Annotated in this window: 20 protein-coding genes; 9 read left to right on the top strand and 11 right to left on the bottom strand. The window is 65.2% G+C overall.

Features of this window, described 5'->3' with window-relative positions; all coding sequences use genetic code 11:
- Nucleotides 1-24 precede the first annotated feature (24 nt).
- Genes trpS through secB form a run of 3 tightly spaced genes read right to left on the bottom strand, consistent with a single transcriptional unit; the run spans nucleotide 25 to nucleotide 3,226 of the window.
- Nucleotides 25-1,044 (bottom strand): tryptophan--tRNA ligase, encoded by a 1,020-nt coding sequence (trpS, locus tag M3P36_RS10315; protein ID WP_249703316.1) that lies wholly within the window; start codon nucleotides 1,042-1,044, stop codon nucleotides 25-27.
- Between the two features lie 51 nt (nucleotides 1,045-1,095).
- Nucleotides 1,096-2,667 carry a murein biosynthesis integral membrane protein MurJ gene (gene murJ, locus M3P36_RS10310; protein WP_249703177.1) on the bottom strand — a complete coding sequence of 524 codons (1,572 nt, stop codon included), beginning with the start codon at nucleotides 2,665-2,667 and terminating at the stop codon, nucleotides 1,096-1,098.
- Between the two features lie 28 nt (nucleotides 2,668-2,695).
- Nucleotides 2,696-3,226, bottom strand: coding sequence for a protein-export chaperone SecB (secB, locus tag M3P36_RS10305; protein ID WP_249703176.1), 531 nt, complete (start codon nucleotides 3,224-3,226; stop codon nucleotides 2,696-2,698).
- A gap of 323 nt (nucleotides 3,227-3,549) precedes the next feature.
- Here secB and M3P36_RS10300 point away from each other — a divergent pair, with 323 nt between their 5' ends.
- The 3 genes from M3P36_RS10300 to M3P36_RS10290 are packed head-to-tail and all read left to right on the top strand — an operon-like array spanning nucleotide 3,550 to nucleotide 6,021.
- Entirely contained in the window at nucleotides 3,550-4,203 is a 654-nt protein-coding gene (locus M3P36_RS10300; protein WP_249703175.1) for a Tim44/TimA family putative adaptor protein, read from the top strand.
- Between the two features lie 16 nt (nucleotides 4,204-4,219).
- On the top strand, nucleotides 4,220-5,437 hold the full coding sequence (gene mltA / locus M3P36_RS10295) for a murein transglycosylase A (protein WP_502798377.1): 1,218 nt from the start codon (nucleotides 4,220-4,222) through the stop codon (nucleotides 5,435-5,437).
- The gene (locus M3P36_RS10290; protein ID WP_249703174.1) at nucleotides 5,434-6,021 is read left to right on the top strand and encodes a Smr/MutS family protein; all 588 of its coding nucleotides are present in this window, start codon (nucleotides 5,434-5,436) and stop codon (nucleotides 6,019-6,021) included. Before mltA ends, M3P36_RS10290 begins: the two co-directional genes overlap by 4 nt.
- 64 nt (nucleotides 6,022-6,085) lie before the next feature.
- On the opposite strand, the gene katG is transcribed toward M3P36_RS10290, so the two are convergent.
- The 3 genes from katG to ahpC all read right to left on the bottom strand — a co-directional run bounded on the left by katG (nucleotide 6,086) and on the right by ahpC (nucleotide 10,739).
- Nucleotides 6,086-8,302, bottom strand: a complete 2,217-nt coding sequence (gene katG, locus M3P36_RS10285) for a catalase/peroxidase HPI (protein ID WP_249703173.1) — start codon at nucleotides 8,300-8,302, stop codon at nucleotides 6,086-6,088.
- A 141-nt stretch (nucleotides 8,303-8,443) separates the two neighbouring features.
- Nucleotides 8,444-10,036 carry an alkyl hydroperoxide reductase subunit F gene (gene ahpF, locus M3P36_RS10280; protein ID WP_249703172.1) on the bottom strand — a complete coding sequence of 531 codons (1,593 nt, stop codon included), beginning with the start codon at nucleotides 10,034-10,036 and terminating at the stop codon, nucleotides 8,444-8,446.
- A gap of 136 nt (nucleotides 10,037-10,172) precedes the next feature.
- Nucleotides 10,173-10,739 (bottom strand): alkyl hydroperoxide reductase subunit C, encoded by a 567-nt coding sequence (gene ahpC, locus M3P36_RS10275; RefSeq protein WP_249703171.1) that lies wholly within the window; start codon nucleotides 10,737-10,739, stop codon nucleotides 10,173-10,175.
- A gap of 214 nt (nucleotides 10,740-10,953) precedes the next feature.
- On the opposite strand from ahpC, the gene M3P36_RS10270 reads away from it, so the two are divergent.
- Entirely contained in the window at nucleotides 10,954-11,691 is a 738-nt protein-coding gene (locus tag M3P36_RS10270) for a hypothetical protein (protein ID WP_249703170.1), read from the top strand.
- Between the two features lie 3 nt (nucleotides 11,692-11,694).
- Here M3P36_RS10270 and aroC read toward each other — a convergent pair whose 3' ends face one another.
- Complete coding sequence (gene aroC, locus M3P36_RS10265; RefSeq protein WP_249703169.1) at nucleotides 11,695-12,765, bottom strand: chorismate synthase; 1,071 nt, start codon at nucleotides 12,763-12,765, stop codon at nucleotides 11,695-11,697.
- Nucleotides 12,766-12,972: 207 nt separating this feature from the next.
- Between aroC and ruvA the strand changes: the two genes are divergently transcribed.
- Nucleotides 12,973-13,575 (top strand): Holliday junction branch migration protein RuvA, encoded by a 603-nt coding sequence (gene ruvA, locus M3P36_RS10260; RefSeq protein WP_249703168.1) that lies wholly within the window; start codon nucleotides 12,973-12,975, stop codon nucleotides 13,573-13,575.
- 41 nt (nucleotides 13,576-13,616) lie between these two features.
- Here the strand turns inward: ruvA and M3P36_RS10255 are convergent, their stop codons facing one another.
- Nucleotides 13,617-13,952, bottom strand: coding sequence for a GIY-YIG nuclease family protein (locus M3P36_RS10255; protein ID WP_249703167.1), 336 nt, complete (start codon nucleotides 13,950-13,952; stop codon nucleotides 13,617-13,619).
- A gap of 77 nt (nucleotides 13,953-14,029) precedes the next feature.
- Between M3P36_RS10255 and ruvB the strand changes: the two genes are divergently transcribed.
- Together ruvB and M3P36_RS10245 are read left to right on the top strand one after the other, a co-directional pair.
- Nucleotides 14,030-15,070: a Holliday junction branch migration DNA helicase RuvB gene (gene ruvB, locus M3P36_RS10250; RefSeq protein ID WP_249703166.1), complete on the top strand. Its 1,041-nt coding sequence runs from the start codon at nucleotides 14,030-14,032 to the stop codon at nucleotides 15,068-15,070.
- A 240-nt stretch (nucleotides 15,071-15,310) separates the two neighbouring features.
- The gene (locus tag M3P36_RS10245; protein ID WP_249703165.1) at nucleotides 15,311-16,351 is read left to right on the top strand and encodes a PEP-CTERM sorting domain-containing protein; all 1,041 of its coding nucleotides are present in this window, start codon (nucleotides 15,311-15,313) and stop codon (nucleotides 16,349-16,351) included.
- A gap of 89 nt (nucleotides 16,352-16,440) precedes the next feature.
- On the opposite strand, the gene acnA is transcribed toward M3P36_RS10245, so the two are convergent.
- Nucleotides 16,441-19,113, bottom strand: a complete 2,673-nt coding sequence (gene acnA / locus M3P36_RS10240) for an aconitate hydratase AcnA (protein ID WP_249703164.1) — start codon at nucleotides 19,111-19,113, stop codon at nucleotides 16,441-16,443.
- 157 nt (nucleotides 19,114-19,270) lie between these two features.
- Here acnA and M3P36_RS10235 point away from each other — a divergent pair, with 157 nt between their 5' ends.
- Nucleotides 19,271-19,459 carry a hypothetical protein gene (locus tag M3P36_RS10235; protein WP_249703163.1) on the top strand — a complete coding sequence of 63 codons (189 nt, stop codon included), beginning with the start codon at nucleotides 19,271-19,273 and terminating at the stop codon, nucleotides 19,457-19,459.
- Between the two features lie 7 nt (nucleotides 19,460-19,466).
- On the opposite strand, the gene M3P36_RS10230 is transcribed toward M3P36_RS10235, so the two are convergent.
- Nucleotides 19,467-20,390: a DMT family transporter gene (locus M3P36_RS10230; protein ID WP_249703162.1), complete on the bottom strand. Its 924-nt coding sequence runs from the start codon at nucleotides 20,388-20,390 to the stop codon at nucleotides 19,467-19,469.
- A gap of 98 nt (nucleotides 20,391-20,488) precedes the next feature.
- Between M3P36_RS10230 and M3P36_RS10225 the strand changes: the two genes are divergently transcribed.
- Entirely contained in the window at nucleotides 20,489-21,790 is a 1,302-nt protein-coding gene (locus M3P36_RS10225) for a L,D-transpeptidase family protein (RefSeq protein ID WP_249703161.1), read from the top strand.
- Here M3P36_RS10225 and M3P36_RS10220 read toward each other — a convergent pair.
- Nucleotides 21,787-22,527, bottom strand: a complete 741-nt coding sequence (locus M3P36_RS10220) for a murein L,D-transpeptidase catalytic domain-containing protein (protein ID WP_249703160.1) — start codon at nucleotides 22,525-22,527, stop codon at nucleotides 21,787-21,789. The genes M3P36_RS10225 and M3P36_RS10220 overlap by 4 nt on opposite strands.
- Nucleotides 22,528-22,558: the final 31 nt, after the last annotated feature.

The raw sequence follows: 22,558 nt of genomic DNA, 5'->3' as shown, positions 1-22,558 counted from the left end.
AAGGTGTATCGGAATGCCGGGTGGTTAGCCGCGAATCAGCCCCAGTGCGTCATAGGCTGCCTTCAGGGTCGGCACGCCGATATCGCGGGCGTGCAGTGCTCCGCGGGCGAGGATGGCATCGAGCGATTCCCGGTCTTCCTTCAGTTCGACGAAGCGCTGGCGGATGGGGCCCAGCGTCTCGACCACCAGTTCCGCCATGGCCGGCTTGAACGCGCCGAAGCCCTGTCCGGCAAAGCGCGCCAGCACCGCTTCGGGGCTGGAGCCTTCGATAGCGGCATAGATCGACACCAGGTTCAGCGCTTCCGGCCGTCCGGCCAGTCCGGCCAGCTCCCCGGGCAGGGGCTCGGGATCGGTCTTGGCCTTCTTGACCTTTTTTGCCATCGTATCGGGATTGTCGGCCAGGTTGATGCGGCTCATGTCGGAGGGATCGGACTTGGACATCTTGGCCGTGCCATCGCGCAGGGACATGATCCGCGCCGCTTCGGGCGGAACGATCGGATCGGGCAGGGTGAAGACCGGCGCGTCCGGCTCACAGAAATCGTTGTTGAATTTCTGGGCGATGTCGCGGGCCAGTTCCAGGTGCTGCTTCTGGTCCTCGCCCACCGGCACGTGGGTGGCCTGGTACAAGAGCACGTCGGCCGCCTGGAGCACGGGGTAGGTATAGAGCGCCACGCTGGCGCCTTCCCGGTTCTTGCCCGACTTGTCCTTGAACTGGGTCATCCGGTTCAACCAGCCCATCCGCGCCGTGCCGGTCAGCAGCCACTGCAGCTCGGCATGGGCGGGCACCTGGGCCTGGTTGAACAGGACAGAGCGCGCCGGATCGATTCCGCAGGCGACCAGCGCCGCGGTCATCTCCAGCGTGGCCGCGCGAAGTTCTGCCGGGTTGTGCGGCATCGAAATGGCGTGAAGGTCGGCCAGGAAGAAGAGGCACTGGCCACCATCCTCGGCCATCGCGTCCTGCATCCGCACCCAGTTGCGGATCGCGCCCAGGTAGTTGCCCAGATGGAGCGACCCTGTTGGCTGGATACCGGAAACGACGCGCATGGTGGTCACCTGTCAGTTTTGATGATGGATTGAAGGTAGTTGGAAGAAGGATCAGGCCGGTCGGCGGCGCAACTGGTCAAGCGTGCGGCGGTCGATCACGCCCAGCGCCACGGCCGCGCCGAAATAGACCACGCCGCCCGTCGCCACCAGGGCAACGACGGAGCCGATCCTCTCGAGCACGGAACCTGCATAGAATTCGCTTCCATAGGGTGCCGCATACCACAAAACCGCGCCCATGAAAGCTGTTGCCAGCACGATCCGGGCTATCCGGCCGAGCGACAGCGCGGTGAGGCGGTAATGCCCCTTCATTGCCAGAATCGTGTAGAGCGCGCCGACATTGCACCAGGCCGCGATCGAGCCCGCGATTGCCAGCCCCTGCACCCCGAAGCGCGGCACCAGCATGAAGTTGAGCGCCACGTTCACCAGCAGCGATCCGCCTGCGGTATAGACCGGCGTGCGGGTGTCCTTGCGGGCGAAGAAGCTGGGGATCAGCACCTTGATGAGCACATAGGCGGGCAAGCCGATGACCAGGCCCGATACCACCGCGCCGGTGGCCATGGCATCGTCCAGCGTGAAGGCGCCGCCAGTATAGAAGGCGCGGGTAAAGGCGCTGCCGGTGACGAACAGCGCGACCGCTGCGGGCAGGGTCAGCAGCATCGCCAGTTCCACTGCGTTGCCTTGCAACCGCGCCGCCTCGTCCGGCTGGTCCTGCGCCACGAAGCGGCTGAGCGCTGGCAGGATGGCCGTGCCCAGGGCGATGGCGATAATGCCCATCGGCATCTGGTTCAGCCGGTCGGCCATGGCGAGGAAGGTGTAGGAACCGTCGGGCAGGGTGGCGAGGAAGAACAGGTCGATAAAGCGGCTGATCTGGTACACGCCGGCACCCAGCACGGCAGGGCCGATCAGGATGAACAGCTCCTTCACGCCGGGTGTCATGCGCGGGCGCTGCAACCGCAGCTTGAAGCCGTGACGGGCGGCGAACCAGCCAAGCCAGACCATCTGCAGCAGGCCCGATATGGTCACCGCCACGCCCAGCCACATGCCGACGTTGCGCCTCAGTTCGATGGAATCGGGTTGCAGCGCGCCCCAGGTCAGGACTGTCAGCAGGCAGATATTTAGCAGGATCGGCGCGGCCGCCGCCGCTGCAAAGCGCGACAGCGAATTGAGCACCGAGGCAAAGACCGTCGCCAAGCTCATGAAGGCAAGATAGGGGAAAGCTATCCGCGCCATCAGCACGGCCAGATCATAAAGCTCGGGATCGCCCTCGATCCCCTCGTTAGCGAACAATCCTGCGATCCACGGCATGGCCACCAGCGCGATGGCCGAGAACAGGATCAGGATGGGGATCAGGACCGCCATCACCTCGTCGGCAAAGCGGCGCGCTTCCGACAGGTCGCCATCCGCCGTCATGCGGCGGTTGAACAGTGGCACGAAGGCGCTGGCGAAGGCGCCCTCGGCAAACAGGCGGCGGAAGATGTTGGGCAACTGGAATGCCAGCTGCCACGCATCGGCTACCCCGCCTGCACCCAGCACGCGGGCCAGCAACATGTCGCGGGCGAACCCGAAAATGCGACTGACCATGGTCAGCCCGCCGATCGTGCCGACGTTCCTCAGCAGGCTCATTGCAGCAGGGCCGCCGGGCCTGCCGTGGTCAGGCCTCGCCAGCCGGCGGAGCTTCTACCCCGGCTGCGGCATCCTGCTGCCGCTTGGCAGCCAGCTGCTGCACATAGAGCCCGTTGAAATCGATCGGATCGAGCAGCAGCGGGGCAAAACCGGCATCACGCACGGCATCGGCAATCACCCGGCGCGCGAAGGGGAACAGGATACGCGGCGCTTCGGCATAGGTGAACATGTGCTTCTGGTCCTCGCCCATGTTGCGCATGCCGACCAGGCCGCAGAAGGCTAGGTCCACGATATAGGCAGTGCCCTGTTCGGCCTTGGCGGTGGCGGTGATCTTCAGTTCGACCTCGGACACCTCTTCGCTGATCTTGCGGGCAGCGATATTAAACTGCACGTCCATCTGCGGTTGGCTGTTCCACTGGAAGCTGTCAGGCGCCTTGGGGTTCTCGACCGACAGATCCTTGACATACTGGCTGATGATGCCGGCAACCGGCTGGGTATCGGCGCCATTAGGCTGGGTTGCATTGTCGAGGTTGGTCAGGACGTCGCCTTCTTCGGCCATGGTAGATGGTGCTTTCGTATCGCTGGCGGGAGACGGAGAGTCGGCCCGGCCGGTGGAACTTGTGTACTGGCTGGCGCGCCTAGCACCGGCACGGGATCATCGCAACGCCGGGCTGGGCCAAACTGTCGTTGCCGCGACCAATGCAGATGCCACTTATGTGGCACGAGAGGGACGGATCGTGCGGAATTGTTGCCCATCCGCCGTTGTCCATTTGTAATTCGGACCTATCTGGGCCACAAATGCATTATGCGCGGGCCGGAATCCGACGTGCCAGGTCTTTATGGCATGTGATTGCGGCCTCCAACGCCTAACGGGAACTGCCTGTGATACCTGAGATCATCATCCTTGCCATGATCGCCGCCTTCCTCGGCTTGCGGCTCTATTCCGTGCTTGGCCGCCGCGCCGAACACGAGGAAGAGATTGTGCCTGGTGGCTATGAGCGGAACGAAGATCAGAAGCGCGTGGCTCCTGCAGCGCAGGTCATCGACATGCCGCGCAGCGAACGGCAGATCTCGGGCTTTCCTCCTGCAGTCGAACGGGGCCTGCGCGAGATCGCTGCAGCCGACCGCCGGTTTGACCTTATCGGCTTCCTCGAAGGCGCGCGCGGGGCCTATCAGATGGTGCTCGAAGCCTTCTGGCGCGGTGACCGCGAGGAACTGGCCGAACTGTGCGACACCGATGTGCTGGAAGGCTTTGTCGGCGCGATCGACGCGCGCGAGGCAGCGGGCCATACGCTCGACAACCGGCTGATCCGGATCGAGGAAAGCAACATCCACTCGGCCTCGCTCGAAGGGCATATGGCGCGGATCGGGGTCAGCTTCGTGGCCGACATTGCCGCTGTCACGCGTGACAAGGATGGCACTGTGGTGGCCGGGTCTCTGGATGACGCGATCGAAAGCCGCGACGTGTGGATGTTCATGCGCGACGTGCGCAACACCGATCCGGCATGGCTGATCGACGAGACCGACGAAGGCTGAATTTCCGCAGCAGGAGATGCGCGTGAGCGAAGTGAAGGCTGCGCGCAGTTTTGTCTCGGCCCGCCGCTGGTCGCTGCTGCCTGCCCTGGCGCTGCTCGCCTCCTGCGTGAGCGCCGGACCCGATGTGCGCCCCGGTCCGCCCACTCCCGTTGCCCAGAACGCCGCCCTGCTGGGCGTGGCCCGTGGTCCGGCCATTTCCAGTTTCGGCCTGCTGCCGCGTGACAGCGCCAGCGCGCTCGATGCTTTCCAGCTGTCCTGCCCGGTCCTGCTGCGGCGGGCCGACGAGACGGGCCTGACACGGCCCGCCGACTGGCAGGATGCCTGCACCAGCGCTGCCACATGGCCCCGCACCAATGCCCCGGCATTCTTCGAGACCCATTTCGAGGCGGTGCGCGTGGGTGATGGGCAGGCCTTCGCCACCGGTTACTTCGAACCCGAGATCGCCGGATCGCGCACGCGCCGCGCAGGCTATAAGGTGCCGGTCTATGCTGTGCCGCCCGATCTTGTGCGCTGCTGGCGCGATGGCACCGCACAAAGCGAACGTACCGGCCGCGCCCCCCTGGGGCGCATCGATGAACGCGGGCGCTGCGTGGACTATTACACCCATGCCGAGATTGCCGACGGAGCGCTCGCCGGACGCGGGCTGGAAATCGGCTGGGCGGCAGACCCGGTGGAATTCTTCTTCCTGCAGATCCAGGGCTCGGGACGCCTGTTGACGCCCGAAGGCGAAGTAATCCGCATCGGCTATGCCGGGCAGAACGGGCATGGTTACACCGGCATCGGCGGGCTGATGCGCGAGCGGGGCCTGCTGGGTAGCGGACCGGGGCAGTACTCCGGCTCGATGCAGGGGATCATGCAGTACATCCGCGAGAACCCGGCGGCGGGCCGCAGCCTGATGCGCGAGAACGAAAGCTTCGTGTTCTTCACCGTGCTGGAGGGTGACGGGCCTTTGGGCTCCATCGGCGTGCCGGTGCGGGCGGAAAGCTCGGTTGCGGTTGATCCCAAGTTCGTTCCCTATGGCGCGCCGGTGTTCCTCTCGACCGACCGGGAAGAGGCGCGCGGCTTGTGGGTGGCGCAGGATACCGGCGGGGCGATCAGGGGCGCCAACCGCTTCGACACATTCTGGGGCGCTGGCGCCCGCGCCCGCGAAGTGGCCGGCGGAATGAGCGCGCGGGGCGAGGCCACACTGTTCCTGCCACGCGGCACGCTCGACCGGCTCGGCGTGCGCCGGTGAAACCCCCGCGCGGGCTGAGCCATGACGAGGCCGCGCTGTGGGCCCGGGTGGCCAGCACGGTCACCCCGCTGCATCCTCCCCGGAACGGGGAGGGGGACCAAGCGAAGCTTGGTGGAGGGGCGAGCGAGGCCGTGGCCCCGGTTCCGGCGCCAAAGAGGATCAAGGGCCGCGTGCCGCCGGTTCGAGCGCCCCTCCACCCCCCTGCGGGCGGTCCCCCTCCCCGTTCCGGGGAGGATCGTGGCGGTCTCGATTCGCATTGGGAGCGGCGCCTCGGCAGGACATCGACCGAGCCCGATTTCACCCTCGACCTGCATGGCCACAACCTCGAACAGGCGCACCGGCGTCTGGATGACGGGCTGATCCAGGCCAAGGCGATGGGTGCGCGGCTGGTGCTGGTGGTCACCGGCAAGCCGCGCACGGTAGAGGCGGCAGACCGGGGCGAAAAGCGCGGGGCGATCCGCGCCAAGATCCTCGACTGGCTGGCCGCCGGACCACACGGCTCCGACATCGCCGCTGTCCGCCCCGCCCAGCGCAAACACGGCGGCGAGGGGGCGATCTACCTCGTCCTGCGCCGCCCGCGCTGACCGGAACGATAAAAGGCCCCCGCCATTGCTGGCGGAGGCCTTTCCCTTGCGACCCTTGTAGGGCTTAGTGATACTTGGCGTAGGAGAGGTCGAACCGGTCGGCGTTCATCACCTTGGTCCAGGCCTTGACGAAGTCCTTCACGAACTTCTCGTCGCCGCCCTTTTCGGCATAGACTTCGCCCACGGCGCGCAGTTCGGAGTTGGAACCGAACACCAGGTCGGCCCGGGTGGCGTGCCACTTTTCGCCGCCTTCCTTGCGGTCGGTCGCGACATATTCCTGGTCATTCGATCCTTCGACCGACTTCCACACGTTGGTCATGTCATAGAGGTTGACGAAGAAGTCGTTGGTGAGCTTGCCCGACCGCTTGGTGAAGTGGCCATGGCCGCGCTCGCCGTGGTTGGCACCCAGCACGCGCAGACCGCCCACCAGCACGACCATTTCAGGCACTGACAGGCCGAGCAGGCTGGCGCGGTCGAGCATCATTTCCTCGGTCTTAACCGCCAGCTTCTTCTTGCCGACATAGTTGCGGAAAGCGTCGGCCTCGGGCTCCATCACGGCGAAGCTTTCGACATCGGTCTGGTCCTGGGACGAATCGCCACGACCGCCGGTGAAGGGCACCGGAACACTGATGCCGGTGTCCTTCATCGCCATTTCGAGGGCCACCACGCCGCCGAGCACGATCGCATCGGCCAGGCTCATGTTGCCGCGCAGGCCGTTGAGCGTGTCGATCACCTTGGAGATGACCTGCGGCTCGTTGACCTCCCAGTCCTTCTGCGGAGCCAGGGAAACCCGCGCGCCATTGGCGCCGCCGCGATGGTCCGACTTGCGATAGGTGCTGGCAGAGGCCCAGGCGGTCTTGACCAGCTGGCTTACAGTCAGTCCGCTATCCGCGATCTTCTGCTTCACCGCCGCCACATCGGCATCCGACGGCATGGTTCCGGCGGGCACCGGATCCTGCCAGATCAGGTCTTCGGCCGGCACTTCCGGGCCGAGGTAGCGGATCTTGGGGCCCATGTCGCGGTGGGTCAGCTTGAACCAGGCGCGGGCCCAGGCATCCTTGAACGCCTCGTGATCAGCGCGGAACCGTTCGGAGATGGCGCGGAATTCGGGATCGCGCTTCAGGGCCATGTCGGCGGTGGTCATCATGGTCGGAACCTTGATGCTGGGATCCCAGGCCGCCGGGGCCATGTCCTCTTCCTTCTGGTTGATCGGCTGCCACTGGTTGGCGCCCGCCGGGCTCTTCACCAGTTCGTAGTCATAGTCGAACAGCAGGCGGAAGTAGTTCTCGGTCCACTGGTCCGGGGTGTTGGTCCAGGCGCCTTCGATGCCGCTGGTGACGGTGTGTTCACCGATGCCGCCGCTTTCATGGCTGGAAACCCAGCCGAAGCCCATCGCCGCCAGGTCGCCGCCCGCAGGAGCCGCTCCCAGCAGGCTGGCATCGCCATTGCCGTGGGCCTTGCCAAAGGTGTGTCCGCCAGCGGTGAGAGCTACGATCTCTTCTGCATCCATTGCCATGCGGGCGAAGGTTTCCTTCATGTCGCGGGCCATGCCCTCGTCATCGTGCGGGTTGCCGCCCGGGCCTTCGGGGTTGACATAGATCAGGCCCATCTGGATCGCGGCGAGCGGGCCTTCGAGCATTTCCATGCCGTGCTCGGGCGCAATGCGGGTCTGCACGCCTTCGTTGACCCACTTGTCTTCAGAACCCCAGTAGATGTCACGCTCGGGCTCGTAAACGTCGGCACGGCCGCCGCCGAAGCCGAAGGTCGGGCCGCCCATGCTTTCGATGGCCACATTGCCGGTCAGGATGAACAGGTCGGCCCAGGAGATATGCTTGCCGTACTTCTGCTTGATCGGCCACAGCAGGCGGCGCGCCTTGTCGAGGTTGCCGTTGTCGGGCCACGAATCGAGCGGGGCGAAACGTTGCTGGCCGCTGTTGGCCCCGCCGCGGCCGTCAGCCGTGCGATAGGTGCCGGCGGCGTGCCACGCCATGCGGATGAAGAACGGGCCGTAGTGGCCATAGTCGGCCGGCCACCAGGGCTGGCTGTCGGTCATCAGCGCGGTGAGGTCGGCCTTCAGGGCATTGTAATCCAACGCGTTGAACGCTTCGGCGTAGTCGAAGTCCTCGCCCATCGGGTTGGAGGGGCCGTTGGGGGTAAGGATTTCGGTCGCCAGCATTTCCGGCCACCAGTCCTTGTTGGTCCGGCCCAGCAGGGCGCGCACGCCGCCATCACCACCCATCGGGCATCCGCCGCCCGAAATCGAACCTGTCTTGGCGTCCATCGTCTCTCTCCTGTTCTATGGCCTTTCGGCCCGGGACTCGAGTCCCTTGAAGTGGGCTAGGAGAGGAGAATGACCGCTTGATGATAAACAGTCTAACCGATTAATTGACGGACATTGATCGATTTTGCCGCTGGAACTGGCTTAGGCGGAAGCCTCGGCCAGTTCTTCCACCCGCTCGTTGCGGATCAGGTAATCGAAGGCGGAAAGCGCAGCCTTGGAGCCTTCCCCCATGGCGATCACGATCTGCTTGTAAGGCACGGTGGTGCAATCGCCCGCAGCGAACACGCCGGGCAGGTTGGTGGCCGCCTTATGGTCGATGGCGATCTCGCCGTGGCGCGACAATTCGAGGCCGCTGTCCTTCAGCCATTCGGTGTTGGGCACCAGGCCGATCTGGATGAACACGCCTTCCAGCGCCACGGCCTGCTCCAGTCCGCTGGTGCGGTCGAGATAGACAAGGCCGTTCACCCGCGCACCGTCACCGGTCACTTCGGTGGTCTGGGCGGACAGTATAATGTCGACATTGGGCATCGAGCGCAGCTTCTTCTGCAGCACCTCGTCGGCGCGCAGCTTGTCGTCGTATTCCACCAGGGTAACATGGCCGACAATGCCGGCAAGGTCGATCGCCGCTTCCACGCCCGAATTGCCGCCGCCGATCACGGCCACGCGCTTGCCCTTGAACAGCGGACCATCGCAGTGCGGGCAATAGGCGACACCCTTGTTCTTGTAGGTCTCCTCACCTGGCACGCCGAGATTGCGCCAGCGGGCCCCGGTGGACAGGATCACGCTGCGCGCCTTCAGCACCGCGCCGTTGTCAAAATGGACCGCGTGATAGCCGCCGAGTTCCCTGGCGGGCTCAAGCCTGGTGGCGCGCACCAACTTCATCACGTCGATATCGTATTCGCCGACGTGGGCTTCCAGCTGAGCAGCCAGCTTGGGGCCTTCGGTATAGGGAACGGAGATGAAGTTCTCGATCCCCATGGTGTCGAGCACCTGTCCGCCGAAACGTTCGGCGGCGATCCCGGTGGAGAAGCCCTTGCGGGCGGTATAGATCGCAGCGGCAGCGCCAGCGGGGCCGCCGCCGACCACCAGCACCTCGAACGGCGCTTTTTCTGCCAGCTTTGCGGCAGCGCGTTCGACAGCGCCGGTATCCAGCTTGGCGATGATCTCTTCCACGCCCATCTTGCCGCTGGCGAACATTCCGCCATTGAGGAAGGTGGCGGGCACGGCCATCACGCCGCGCTCCTCGACCTCGGCCTGGAATGCGCCGCCTTCGACAAGAGTGGCGGAAATGCGCGGGTTGAACATGGCCATCAGCGTCAGCGCCTGCACCACGCCGGGGCAGTTGTGGCAGCTCAGGCTGAAATACATCTCGAAATCGTAATCGCCATCCAGCGCGGCGATCTGTTCCAGCACCTCGGCTTCCACCTTGGGAGGATGGCCGCCGGCCCACAGCAGGGCGAGCACCAGCGACGTGAACTCATGCCCCATCGGCAGCCCGGCAAACCGCACGGCGCGCGTATGATCGCTGGCGCGGCGGATTTCGAAGCTGGGCTTGCGGCCGTCGTCACCATCGAAACTGGCGGTGACGAGCGGCGACAGCGCGGCGATCTGCTCGATCAGTGCACGCATGTCAGCCGAACGCTTGTCGTCAGCCAGACTAGCGACAAGCTCCACACCCTCGCGCAGGTTGCCGAGATATTGTGCCAGCTGCTGGGTCATCGTCGCATCGAGCATCGCGGGTTCCTTGTGGGGGCGGGGTTTGAAAGTGAAACGGCCCGGGAGCCTCCGCGGGAGGAGGGAGGGAGGCGGGAAGCCCCCGGGACCGTCGTGCGACCCGTCGGCTTTCGACGGGATCAGCGGGTCGGCAGGATCAGATCTTGCCGACGAGATCGAGCGAGGGAGCCAGCGTTGCTTCGCCTTCTTCCCACGCGGCCGGGCAGACCTGGCCCGGGTTGTTGCGGACATACTGCGCGGCACGGATCTTGCGGGTCAGTTCGTTGGCATTGCGGCCAACGCCTTCGCAGGTGATTTCCATGATCTGGATCACGCCATCGGGATCGACCACGAAAGTGGCGCGATCGGCCAGACCCGAATCTTCACGCAGCACGCCGAAGTTCTTGGTCAGCACGTGGTTCTGGTCACCCAGGAAAGCATACTGCAACTTGCCGATCTTCTCGCTGGTGTCGTGCCAGGCCTTGTGGCTGAAATGGGTGTCGGTCGAAACGCCGAACACTTCCACGCCCAGCTTCTGCAGCTGCGCATAGTGCTCGCCCAGGTCTTCCAGCTCGGTCGGGCAGACGAAAGTGAAGTCCGCCGGATAGAAGAAGAACACCGCCCACTTGCCGGCGATGTCGGCTTCCGTCACGTCGAAGAAGTCCTTGCCGGCTTGGAACGCGGTGGCTTTGAACGGCTGGATGGTGCTGCCAATGATACCCATGTCTGTATGTTGCTCCGGTTGAATGCCCTTGTTCGGGCGTTGTGAATTCCGGAGCTGCAGATAGACATTGATATGCCGCAACAAAGCAGGTTGTTGCGATGGAATTGATCGACTGAAGCGATCACCTCCGTGCAGTGTTTCGATTAGTGCAACAGGTGTTGCGTTTTTTGCAGCAATCGCCCAGCGTGCCGCCGGAAATGCCAAGGGGGAGGGGATGAGGATGAATCAGGACCGGGGGTTTCGGCCGTCCTTCTCGCTCGTCCTTATCCTCGTGATGTGCCTGTTCGTGGTCGGCGGGTTCGGGATGCATTCGGCGCTGCCCGCCCTGCGCGGCGATTTCCCGCCTTCGCCCCCGATCGTGCACCTGCATGGTGTCGTTTTCCTTAGCTGGATGCTGCTGCTGGTGGTCCAGGCTGGCCTGGTGAATGCGGGCAATGTAACGCTGCATCGGGCGCTAGGGCTGTGGGGCATTGCCCATGCCACGGCCATCATGATCCTCGGCCTGTTCCTGCAACTGATCGCCAGCCGGGCGGGAATGCTGGCCGGGCGCGATCCGGGGACCGATGGCCTCTACCTCGGCTTGCTGGCCTTCGTCGGCTTCACTGTGCTGTTCACCCTGGCGATCCGCAATGCCAAGCGCCGGCCGCAGGTCCACCGCTCGCTGATGCTGCTGGCCATGCTGCCGGTGCTGCCACCGGGGGTGAACCGCTTCTGGTTCCGCGCACTGGGACTGGATGATCCGATCCCCACCTTCTGGCTTTACCTGACACTGTGGACGATGGCTGCGGCGACCCTGTGGAACGAGCGGCGCAGTACCGGCCGCATAGCTGTGCTGACGTGGTTCGGGGCGGGCTGGATATTCGTCCAGGGCGCGGTGCACGAAATGGTGGTCGGCTCGGCATGGTTCAGCGACTTTTCACGCGCCGTGCTGTCTTTGGCGGCCTATCGCTGAGGCTCAGCCGACCTGCGCGCGGTGGAGCATCTTGTGATCCGCCAGCACCAGCGCCATCATCGCTTCCACCACCGGCACGCCGCGGATGCCCACGCAGGGGTCATGCCGCCCCTTGGTGCGCACATCGGTCGCCTCGCCGGCGGAATTGATGCTCTCCACCGGCGTCAGGATCGAACTGGTCGGCTTGAACGCCACGCGGCACCGCACAGGCTGTCCGGTGGAAATCCCGCCCGCGATGCCGCCTGCATGGTTGGCGAGGAACTGCGGCTTGCCATCGGCACCCGGGCGCATGGGATCGGCATTTCCTTCGCCATTGTTGGTGGCAGCGGCAAAGCCGTCGCCGATTTCCACGCCCTTGACCGCGTTGATACCCATCATGGCAGAGGCGAGATCGGCATCGAGCTTGGCATAGATCGGCGCGCCCCATCCGGCGGGAACGCCCGTTGCCTCGCAAGTCACGACAGCGCCGATGGAGGAACCTGCCTTCCGCGCCTCATCCACGATCCGCTCCCATTCCTTGGCCGCAACGGCATCGGGACAGAAGAACGGGTTGTTGGCGATCTCCGCCTCGTCGAAGCGGGCATAGTCGATGGCGGCATCGCCGATCTGTTCGACCCAGGCGCGCACGCGCACTTCGGGGATCACCAGCCGTGCCACGGCGCCCGCGGCCACCCGCGCTGCCGTCTCGCGCGCCGATGACCGGCCGCCTCCGCGATAGTCGCGATGGCCGTACTTGGCGTCATAGGCATAGTCGGCATGGCCGGGGCGATAGGCCTTGGCGATCTCACCGTAATCCTTGGAGCGCTGGTCGGTATTCTCGATCATCAGGCTGATCGGCGTGCCGGTGGTCTTGCCCTCGAACACGCCCGACAGGATGCGCACCTGGTCCGGCTCGTTGCGCTGGGTGGTGAACTTGCTCGTCCCCGGACGCCGCGCGTCGAGGAACGGCTGGATCACGCTCTCGTCCAGCAGCAGCCCCGGCGGGCACCCGTCCACCACCGCGCCCAGCGCAGGGCCGTGGCTTTCCCCCCAGGTGGTGAAGCGGAAGACCCGCCCGAATGTGTTCATGCTCATGGCGCATGGCTTTGGCGCAAGTGTCGGGCAGTGTCCATATTTGGCGCTCGCAGAGGCACAGAGGCGCAGGGAAGCGGGAGCAGCGCCGAAGGCGTCATCGCCCTTTCTCCTCTATGCCTCTGCGCCTCTGCGAGCGTCCTCACTTTTGCCACTGGCAATTGGCCAAACTATCCGGCAAGAACAAAGCATGATCGCAAAGCACGCTACATGATTGCGAAACTTCGGGGCCTGCTCGACGAAACCGGCGCGGACTGGGCGGTGATCGACGTTCAGGGCGTGGGCTACCTGGTCCACTGCTCCAGCAAGACGCTGAGCGCCCTTGGCATGGTGGGCGAGGCCTGCACGCTGTTCACCGACCTGCAGGTGAGCGAGAACGACATGCGCCTGCTCGGCTTCGCCAGTGCGGACGAACGCGACTGGTTCCGCCTCCTCACCACGGTGCAGGGCGTGGGCTCGAAAATGGCGCTGGCGGTGCTGTCTGCCCTGTCCTTGAGCGAGTTGCGCGATGCCTGTGGCAGCGGCGATGCCGCCACGGTGGCGCGGGCGCAGGGCGTGGGGCCGAAACTGGCCGGGCGCATTGTGAATGAGCTGAAGGACAAGGCGGGCGCCTTGCCCGGCGGCGGTTCGCTTGGCGGTGGGGTTGCCTTGCCCAGGGGCGGGGCGAGCGCCGATGCCGTCTCCGCCCTGCAGAATCTCGGCTTCAAGCCGCTGGTGGCGGCAAACGCGGTGGCTGCAGCGATTGCCGAACTGGGCGAGGGCGCGGCCGAGGGCGATGTGATCCGCGTGGCGCTGCGGAGGGCGGCGGGGTGAACTACCTAAGCCTTAACCGCCCCCGTCATCCTGAACTTGTTTCAGGATCCATTTCTCGGTCCACGCGGAGCAAGGGGTGGAATACCCAGACCGGGGGCAAGATCGTACCAATCCGGATTTCCGCTCTGGATCAGGTTCACCTTCCACTGCCTGTGCCAGTTCTTGAGCTGCTTCTCGCGGGCGATCGCCGCGTCCATGCGGTCGAACTGCTCGAAATGGACCAATCGATAGACTGCATAACGGCTGGTAAAGCCAGGCACGGCGCTCGTGCGGTGCTGGTATATGCGGGCGACAAGATCGGAAGTGACGCCGATATAAACCGCACCAAACGGTTTTCTGGCAAGAAAGTGTACGCAAGGCGCGCGTTCACGGGGCATGGCTCCGTGCCTGCGGCGCGATGGATGCTGAAACAAGTTCAGCATGACGGGATTGGGCGGTATCGGATCAATCCGGTATGACCACCAACCCTGACCTCACCCCCCAGCGCCTCCCCGAGGACCCTGACGCAGCCTTGCGCCCCAAGACGCTCGCCGAGTTCGTCGGACAGGCGGCCGCGCGCGAGAACCTGCGGGTGTTTATCGAGGCTGCCCGCTCCCGATCCGAAGCGCTCGACCATGTGCTGTTCTTCGGGCCGCCAGGCCTTGGCAAGACCACGCTGGCGCAGATCGTGGCGCGGGAGCTGGGTGTGGGGTTCCGCGCCACCAGCGGCCCGGTCATCGCCAAGGCGGGCGATCTGGCGGCGCTGCTGACCAACCTTGACCCGCATGACGTGCTCTTTATCGACGAGATCCACCGCCTCAATCCGGTGGTGGAGGAGGTGCTCTATCCGGCGATGGAGGACCGCGCGCTGGACCTGATCATCGGCGAGGGGCCATCGGCGCGGTCTGTCCGGATCGATCTGCCGCCGTTCACGCTGGTGGGCGCGACCACGCGGCAAGGGCTGCTCACCACACCGCTGCGCGACCGGTTCGGCATCCCGGTGCGCCTTACCTTCTATACCGAGGACGAGCTGATGCGCGTGGTGACGCGCGGGGCCGGCTTGCTCGGCATGGACATGGATAGCGCGGGCGCGCGCGAGGTGGCCCGTCGCAGCCGTGGCACGCCGCGCGTGGCCGGGCGGCTGCTCAGGCGCGTGCGCGACTTTGCCCATGTGGCGGGCGATGGCACGGTGACGGCCAAGGTGGCCGATGCCGCGCTGACCCGGCTGGAGATCGACGGCCTTGGCCTCGATGCGATGGACCGCCGCTACCTCACCATGATCGCCGATATCTACAGGGGCGGGCCGGTGGGGGTGGAGACACTGGCAGCGGGCCTCAGCGAACCGCGCGACACGGTTGAGGAGGTGATTGAACCCTACCTCATCCAGCTCGGCCTGATTGCCCGCACAGCCCGCGGAAGGTGCCTCAATGCAGGCGGCTGGAAGCACCTTGGGCTCAATCCACCCGCCGATTCGCCGACAGGATCGCAGCCGGGTCTGTTCGATCCATCGAAATGACGCCAGCGCGTTAACCCTTGTTCGCGATCCCGCTGCTTTCGGTTCCATTGTGGGACAAAGCGGCCCGAACCACCGGAAATGCGGCGAAAAATCGCCCGAACACCCTTCCGTAACCCCGCTTTGGCATTGCCCATCGCGCCCCGGAAGGTCTCTTTGAAGCCTTGGAAGACCGTGAAAGGCCGCAATTGGCCGTGACCGGTTGCAGGGAATTGCGAAGAGAGACTGTTCATGTCGGTAAGAATGGCCCTTGCGAAATTGTCGGCCGCTGCGGCGGGCACTGCCCTTGCGGCAGGCGGCGCGGTCCACTTGGCAGAGCCGCAGGCAGCGGTCGTCGGCTTCAAGTCCGACAAGGACGCAGCCGAACTCACCCTGGTAAAGGACCGTCCGGCAGCCCGCGTCATCCCCGAGCGCGAAACGCGCCGCATCCGCCGCGTGATTGAAGTCGAGCAGGAGCCAGAGCCTGAACTGCTTGCTCTCCCCGCGCTTCCCCTGCCCCTGCCGCAGGAAAGCGGCATTCGCGGCGGCGGCGGCGGCCAGCCGATCATCATCGGCGGTTCGGGCGGTTTCGGTGGCGGCTTCGGTGGCGGGTTCTTCGGCGGCTTCTTCGGTGGCAGCGGGGGCGGTGCCAACGTCAACCTGTCCACCACCACTTCGACTTCCACCAGCGGCTCGTCCGGCACCACGGGATCGAGCGGCGATATCATCATCGATATCGACATCGATAATTCGAGCACAGGCTCGTCCACTTCGACCTCGTCGGGCGGTAGCGGCGGTTCGTCCACCTCGACTTCGACCGGCGGCTCCTCGACCAGCTCCACCACGGGCGGCGTTTCGACTTCGACCGGTTCGGTCTCGACTACTAGCACATCGGGCAACGTCTCGACTTCGACGGGCAGCGTGTCCACCTCGACAGGCTCGGTCAGCACCTCAACGGGCAGTGTTTCGACCTCCACCGGATCGGTCAGCACATCGTCAGGCAATGTGACCAGCTCGACAAGCTCCAGCTCTTCGACTTCGTCGTCATCGAGCTCGTCTACATCGACTTCCACCTCCACCTCCACCTCCACCTCGTCGTCCACCAGCACGAGCACCAGTTCTTCGACCAGTGGCACTTCGGGTACGAGCGGTACCTCGGGAACAAGCGGCACGTCGGGGACCACCTCGGGTACGCCGGTTCCGGAGCCGGGCATGCTGCTGCTGTTTGGCGCAGGCGCGGCCACAGTGTTCATGCGCCGCCGCCGCCGCAAGGGCGAAGGCGCAGAGGAGCGCGAGGCGGCCTGACGCGCTTCAAGCGATAGTGCAAATACAAAAAGGGCGGCCTTCGCGGGCCGCCCTTTCCATTTGCGTTCAAGGCATTGCGTGCTGGCCGATCAGGCGGCGAGCTTGCGCAGCACATAGTGCAGGATGCCGCCGTTGAGGTAGTATTCCAGCTCGTTGGCCGTATCGATCCGGCACCTCGCGGTGAAGCTGAACGAGGTGCCATCGGCCCGCACCACGTCCACCGTCACATCCTGCTGCGGCTTGATCGTGGCGAGGCCGCGAATGGTGAAGCTGTCGTCGCCCTTCAGGCCCAGGCTTTCGCGGCTCTGACCGTCGGCGAACTGCAGCGGCAGCACGCCCATGCCGATGAGGTTGGAGCGGTGGATGCGCTCGAAGCTCTCCACGATCACCGTGCGCACGCCCAGCAGGGCCGTGCCCTTGGCCGCCCAGTCGCGGCTGGAGCCGGTGCCGTATTCCTTGCCGCCGATGACCACCAGCGGCGTGCCATCGGCCTTGTGCTTCATGGCCGCGTCATAGATCGCCATGGTTTCGCCGGCATAGGTGGTCACGCCGCCTTCGACGCCGGGGACCATCTCGTTCTTGATGCGGATGTTGGCGAAGGTGCCGCGCATCATCACTTCATGGTTGCCGCGGCGGCTGCCGTAAGAATTGAAATCAGCCCTGGCGACCTGGTTTTCCAGCAGGTAGCGCCCGCCCGGGCTGTCGGCCTTGATCGATCCGGCCGGGCTGATGTGGTCGGTGGTGACCGAATCGCCCAGGATCGCCAGCGGCTTGGCTTCGATGATGTCAGTGACGGGCTCGGGCGTCATGCCCATGCCTTCGAAGTAGGGCGGGTTGGCGATATAGGTGCTGCCCGGCTTCCATGCATAGGTGTCCGATGCGGAAACCTTGATCGCCTGCCAGTGCGCATCGCCCTTGTAGACATCGGCATAGCGCGCTTCGAACATGGCGCGGTCGATGGATGAGGCGCGCAGGTCGGCGATCTCCTGGGTCGTCGGCCACAGGTCGGCCAGCATCACGTCGGCACCGTTCCGGTCCTGCCCGATCGGGGTTGTGGTGATGTCCTCGGTGACCGTGCCCTTCAGAGCGTAGGCGACGACCAGCGGCGGGCTGGCGAGGAAGTTGGCGCGCACATCGGGCGACACCCGGCCTTCGAAGTTGCGGTTGCCCGACAGCACGCTGGCGGCGACGATGTCGTTGCCGTTGATCGCCTTGCTGATGGGGTCAGCCAGCGGACCGGAATTGCCGATGCAGGTGGTGCAGCCGTAGCCAACGAGGTCGAAACCGATGGCATCGAGGTGGCTCTGCAGGCCCGCCTTGATGAGGTAATCGGTAACCACCTGCGATCCCGGCGCCAGCGAGGTCTTGACCCACGGCTTGGGCTTCAGCCCGCGCTCGTTGGCCTTCTTGGCGACGAGGCCGGCGGCGATCAGCACATCGGGGTTGGAGGTGTTGGTGCAACTGGTGATGGCCGCAATCACCACGTCGCCATCGCCGATATCGTGGTTGGCGCCATCGACCGGAACACGGGCAGCGGCGGACTTGCCATAGACCTTGGCGAGGTCGGTGTTGAACAGTTCGGCCACATCGGGCAGCGCCACCTTGTCTTGCGGGCGCTTGGGGCCCGCCAGGCTGGGGACGACCGAGCCCATATCGAGGCTGAGAGTGGAGGTGAATACCGGGTTGTTGTCCGGCGTGAACCACATGCCCTGCGCCTTGGAATAGGCTTCGACCAGCGCGATGTCTGCCTCGCTGCGGCCGGTCAGGCGCAGGTAATCGAGGGTCTTGTCGTCGATTCCGAAGAAGCCGCAGGTCGCGCCATATTCGGGCGCCATGTTGGCGATGGTGGCGCGGTCGGCCAGGCTGAGTTCCGACACGCCGGGGCCGTAGAATTCCACGAAGCGTCCCACCACGCCATGCGCGCGCAGCATTTGCACGCAGGTGAGCACCAGGTCGGTCGCGGTCACGCCTTCGTTCATCGCGCCGGTCAGCTTGAAGCCGACGACTTCGGGGATCAGCATCGAGACCGGTTGGCCTAGCATCGCGGCCTCGGCCTCGATCCCGCCCACGCCCCAGCCCAGCACGCCCAGGCCATTGATCATGGTGGTGTGGCTGTCAGTGCCTACGCAAGTGTCGGGATAGGCAACCAGGTCGCCGTTCTGGTCGGCGGAGGACCAGATGCCCTTGGCGATGTTCTCCAGGTTCACCTGGTGGCAGATGCCGGTGCCCGGCGGCACGGCGTAGAAGTTCTGCAGCGAGACCGCGCCCCACTTCAGGAAGTCATAGCGTTCGGCATTGCGCTCGTACTCCAGCGCCATGTTGTTCTCGAAGGCCTTGGGATGACCGAATTCGTCCACCATCACCGAGTGGTCGATAACCAGGTTGACCGGCACCAGCGGGTTGATCTTGGCCGTATCGCCGCCGAGCTTGGCAATGGCATCGCGCATGGCGGCCAGATCGACGACACAGGGCACGCCGGTGAAATCCTGCAGCAGCACGCGGGCCGGGCGGTACTGGATCTCGTCACCGGTGGAAGGATCGTCCTGCCACTTGGCCAGCGCCTCGATATGTTCACGCCCTACGGTAAAGCCACCGTCCTCGAATCGCAGGAGGTTTTCCAGCAGCACCCTCATGCTGAATGGCAGGCGGCTGATGTCGCCGATCTGTTCGGCTGCCTTGGCCAGCGAGTAGTAGGCGTATGTCTTTCCGCCTACGTCCATGGTGCTGCGGGTCTGAAGCGTGTCCGAGCCGACCTGGGTCATATAGTGCCGTATCCTTTGCCGATTGGGGCCGAATGATGTTGCTGTTTTGGCAGCCTTGGTAAAAAGGGATGCCGTTGCGGGGCGGACTGCTCTTTTGACGGCCCAAGGTCAAGGGGACAGGCCGGTTTACGGTTAAGAGAGGGGTTTTTCACCTATCATGGTGCTGGGGCGATCCGACGGACCTGAGCCGGTATTCGGCGTGTGGCGCATGGCGCTGGCCCTGGCGCTGGCCGCGTTCCTGGGTGGAGCGCTGGGCCTGGTGTGGCAAAGTGCGGGCTTTGGCGAGGATGACGAGGCGGAAGTAGCCGAAGAGCCGGTCGAGCCGGTCGATCCGCCGTCCAACTGATATTGCCTCAAGTCCCCTCGACCCCCGGAGCGGAGGTGGCCACCTGTTCGCTGTGGCGGCGCGGGGCGGCGATCCAGCAGCCGATCACGATCAGTGTGGCGCCCGCCAGCGTCGTCAGGCGCACTTCCTCGCCGAACAGCAGCCAGCCGAACAGCGCGGCCCAGGCAAAGCCGGAATATTCCACCGGGACCAGCACCTGAGCCTCGGCCCGGGCATAGGACCAGGCGAGCAGCAGCAGTCCTAGAGTGCTGAGGACAGCGGCAGCCGCGATGGTGACCCAGGTGGCGGGCAATTGGGGCGGGGAAAGGAATAGTGGCGCTGCGGGCAACAGCACCAGCGCCGTCAGCGCGCCCTGGAACGTAGCGATTTCCAGTGGTTTGGCGACCTGCGCCTGCTGCCGCTGGAGGATGAGGTTGACGGCATAGAGCACGGCAGAAACCAGCACGAGCATGATGCCGAGCTGCGCATCGTCGGTCATCCGCTCGCGCCCCAGCCTGCCGCCCACGATCACCACCACGCCCGCCAGCCCCAGCGCGGCGGCAGTCACGGCCTTGCCTTTGATCCGCTCCTTCAGCACGAGCGCGGCGAGGGCCAACGCAATCAGCGGGCTGATGAAGCTCAAGGCAATTGCTTCGGCAAGTGGAAGGCGGACCAGCGCGGAGAAGAAGGTGAGCGCGGTGAACGCGCCCACGAAGCCGCGCGCCAGGTGCAGTTTCAAGGCAGGTCGTTCCGGCCAGCGCATGCCCTGGAACGACCACAGGCCGCCCGCCAGCACGAAGCCCATGCCGCCCCGGAACACCAGGGTGGAATAGGCCCCGACCACGAGCGCCGCGCTTTTCATGAAGCCGTCCATCAGGGTCAGCAGGGCAATCGCCAGCAGGGTGGCGAGGAAGGGGCCGAGTGCGGCTGCAGGCGGTGCATGGCGATGCATCAACGGCCCATATTCCCGAGCGGAATGAAGGTCACGCGGATAAGCTGCTCGAATCCCTGCGCCTTGCCAGAATCGTCGCCGGGCTGCACATGGAGGGAATGGTTAACGCCCGCCGCCTGCCCACCGCACTTGCCGCGCTGTCCGCACTGCTCCTCGGCCCGGTCGTTGTGGCGCAGACGCTGCCCTTTGCGCCGGTGCTGGAAAGCGATGCGGTGCAGGTCATGGCGGCGCAATGGTCGCCCGGCACGGCGCGCCGCACGATTGCCCCGCGCATGGCGTCGGAGCTTTACTGGTCGGCTACCCGCGCCCAGGCGCTGCTCGATGCTATTCCCGCCGTGGCGATGGAAGGGCTCGATCCGGCGGACTACCGCCCCGATGCCCTGCGCGCCGCGATTGCTGCGGGGGAAGGGCCGGAGCTTGACCGCGTGGCGACCGCGATCTTCACCTGGCTGGTCGAGGATTACCGCGACGGGCGCACGCCGGTGTCCGCCCGGCGCGCCTACCTGATGGAAGACAGCGACTCCGCACAGATCGAGGCAGGGGCGGTGATGCAGCGTGCGCTTGCCAGCGGAGATATTCGCGGTGCGCTCAATTCATTGCTGCCGAGCAGTCCGGACTATTCCGCCCTGCGCGCGCACCTGTCGATCACGCCGCTGTCCGAAACCGACAAGCGCAACCGCATCCGCGCCAACATGGACCGCTGGCGCTGGCTCCCGCGCGATCTTGGCGGGATCCACCTGATCGTCAACGTGCCCGAATACATGCTGCGGCTGAACGTCAACGGTGAGGTGCTGCGCACCTATCGCACCATCGTGGGCCAGCCGGGCCGCAATGCCACGCCGCAGATGGTCGAAATGGTCGAAGGGGTGATATTCAATCCCAACTGGACCGTGCCGCAATCCATCGTGGTGGGCGAAGGGCTGGGGCGGCGGGTGCTGGACAACCCCGCCTGGGCGCGTACCATGGGATATACTGCCACCCGCGGGGCCAATGGCTTTGTCAGCGTGGTCCAGGCCCCCGGCCCGCGCAATGCGCTGGGCATGATGAAGCTCGACATGCCCAATGCCCATGCGATCTTCCTGCATGACACGCCCAACCGCAACCTGTTCGCCAATGCCAACCGCGCGCTGAGCCATGGCTGTGTGCGGGTGGAAGACGCAATGGAACTGGCGGTCACGATCTCGCTGCTCGGCGAAGGGGCGAGCAGCGAAGAAGCGATGCGTATATCGGAAAGCGGAACATATACCCGCGTGCCCTTGGCGCGGCAGGTGCCGGTATTCCTGACCTATTTCACCATGCGGGTGGACGAGAACGGGCAGCTGGTCGAATATGCCGACATCTACAGCCGCGATGCTCCGGTGCTGGCCGCGCTTGCCCGACCCAGCGGCAGGCAGCTTTAGGGTAGTTCCTCGCCGAGCGGCGGAATGCCCGTTTCGGCATCCTCCTGCATCATCTCCGCCTGCCTTTGCGCCACCACCGCAGCGAAATCGATCGCGGCCTGCGGTGGCATGGTAACGTCGCTCCCGTCCTCGCCGATACCCAGCCGGTCGGCGAACAGCAGCCTCCCGCCCGAAAGCTGGTAGAGCGCGCCTGACAGCTCCTCCGGCCCAACCGCAAAGCAGCCGTTGGACCGGCCTGCCCGACCCCATCGGGCAACATGGGCGGGCGTGGCATAGGCGGCGGCATGCATCACGATGGCGCGCGGGTAGGCCTGGTCGCAGGTGGGGTCGAGGCCTTCCAGCCGCATCGAGGTGCCGAAGCGGCCTTCATACCATTCCCAGGAAACATAGGCGCCGCGGCTGGTGGCCCAGCTATCGTGCAGGTTGGAAAAGTCGTTGAGCCAGCCATCATGCTCAGGGTCCGATCCGCTGCCGTGGGCCACCAGCAGGCTGCGCACCGTCCCGGCTTCCATGTTGGCGATATGGAAGCGGGGGATTGCCGAATGGACACCGAAGTCGGCGATGGCCGCCATGTCGCGCCGCCACAGCGCGTTACCTGCGCGGGCGATCTCCGCGCGTGCGACTTCGAGGATCCGCCGGGTTTTCCCATCGGGGCCCGGCTGGGCTGCCACGCGCAAGGGCGAGGCCAGCGCGGCTGCGCCGATTGCGGAGGTGGTCAGGAAAGTTCGCCGGTCCATCTGCCTGATATAGGCATTGCGGCGGCGAATT

It is taken from the genome of Altererythrobacter sp. KTW20L, assembly GCF_023501975.1.
Taxonomy (GTDB): domain Bacteria; phylum Pseudomonadota; class Alphaproteobacteria; order Sphingomonadales; family Sphingomonadaceae; genus Alteraurantiacibacter.
The sequence above is the reverse complement of the archived record's forward strand: the minus strand, read 5'-3'. Positions and strand labels throughout refer to the sequence as shown.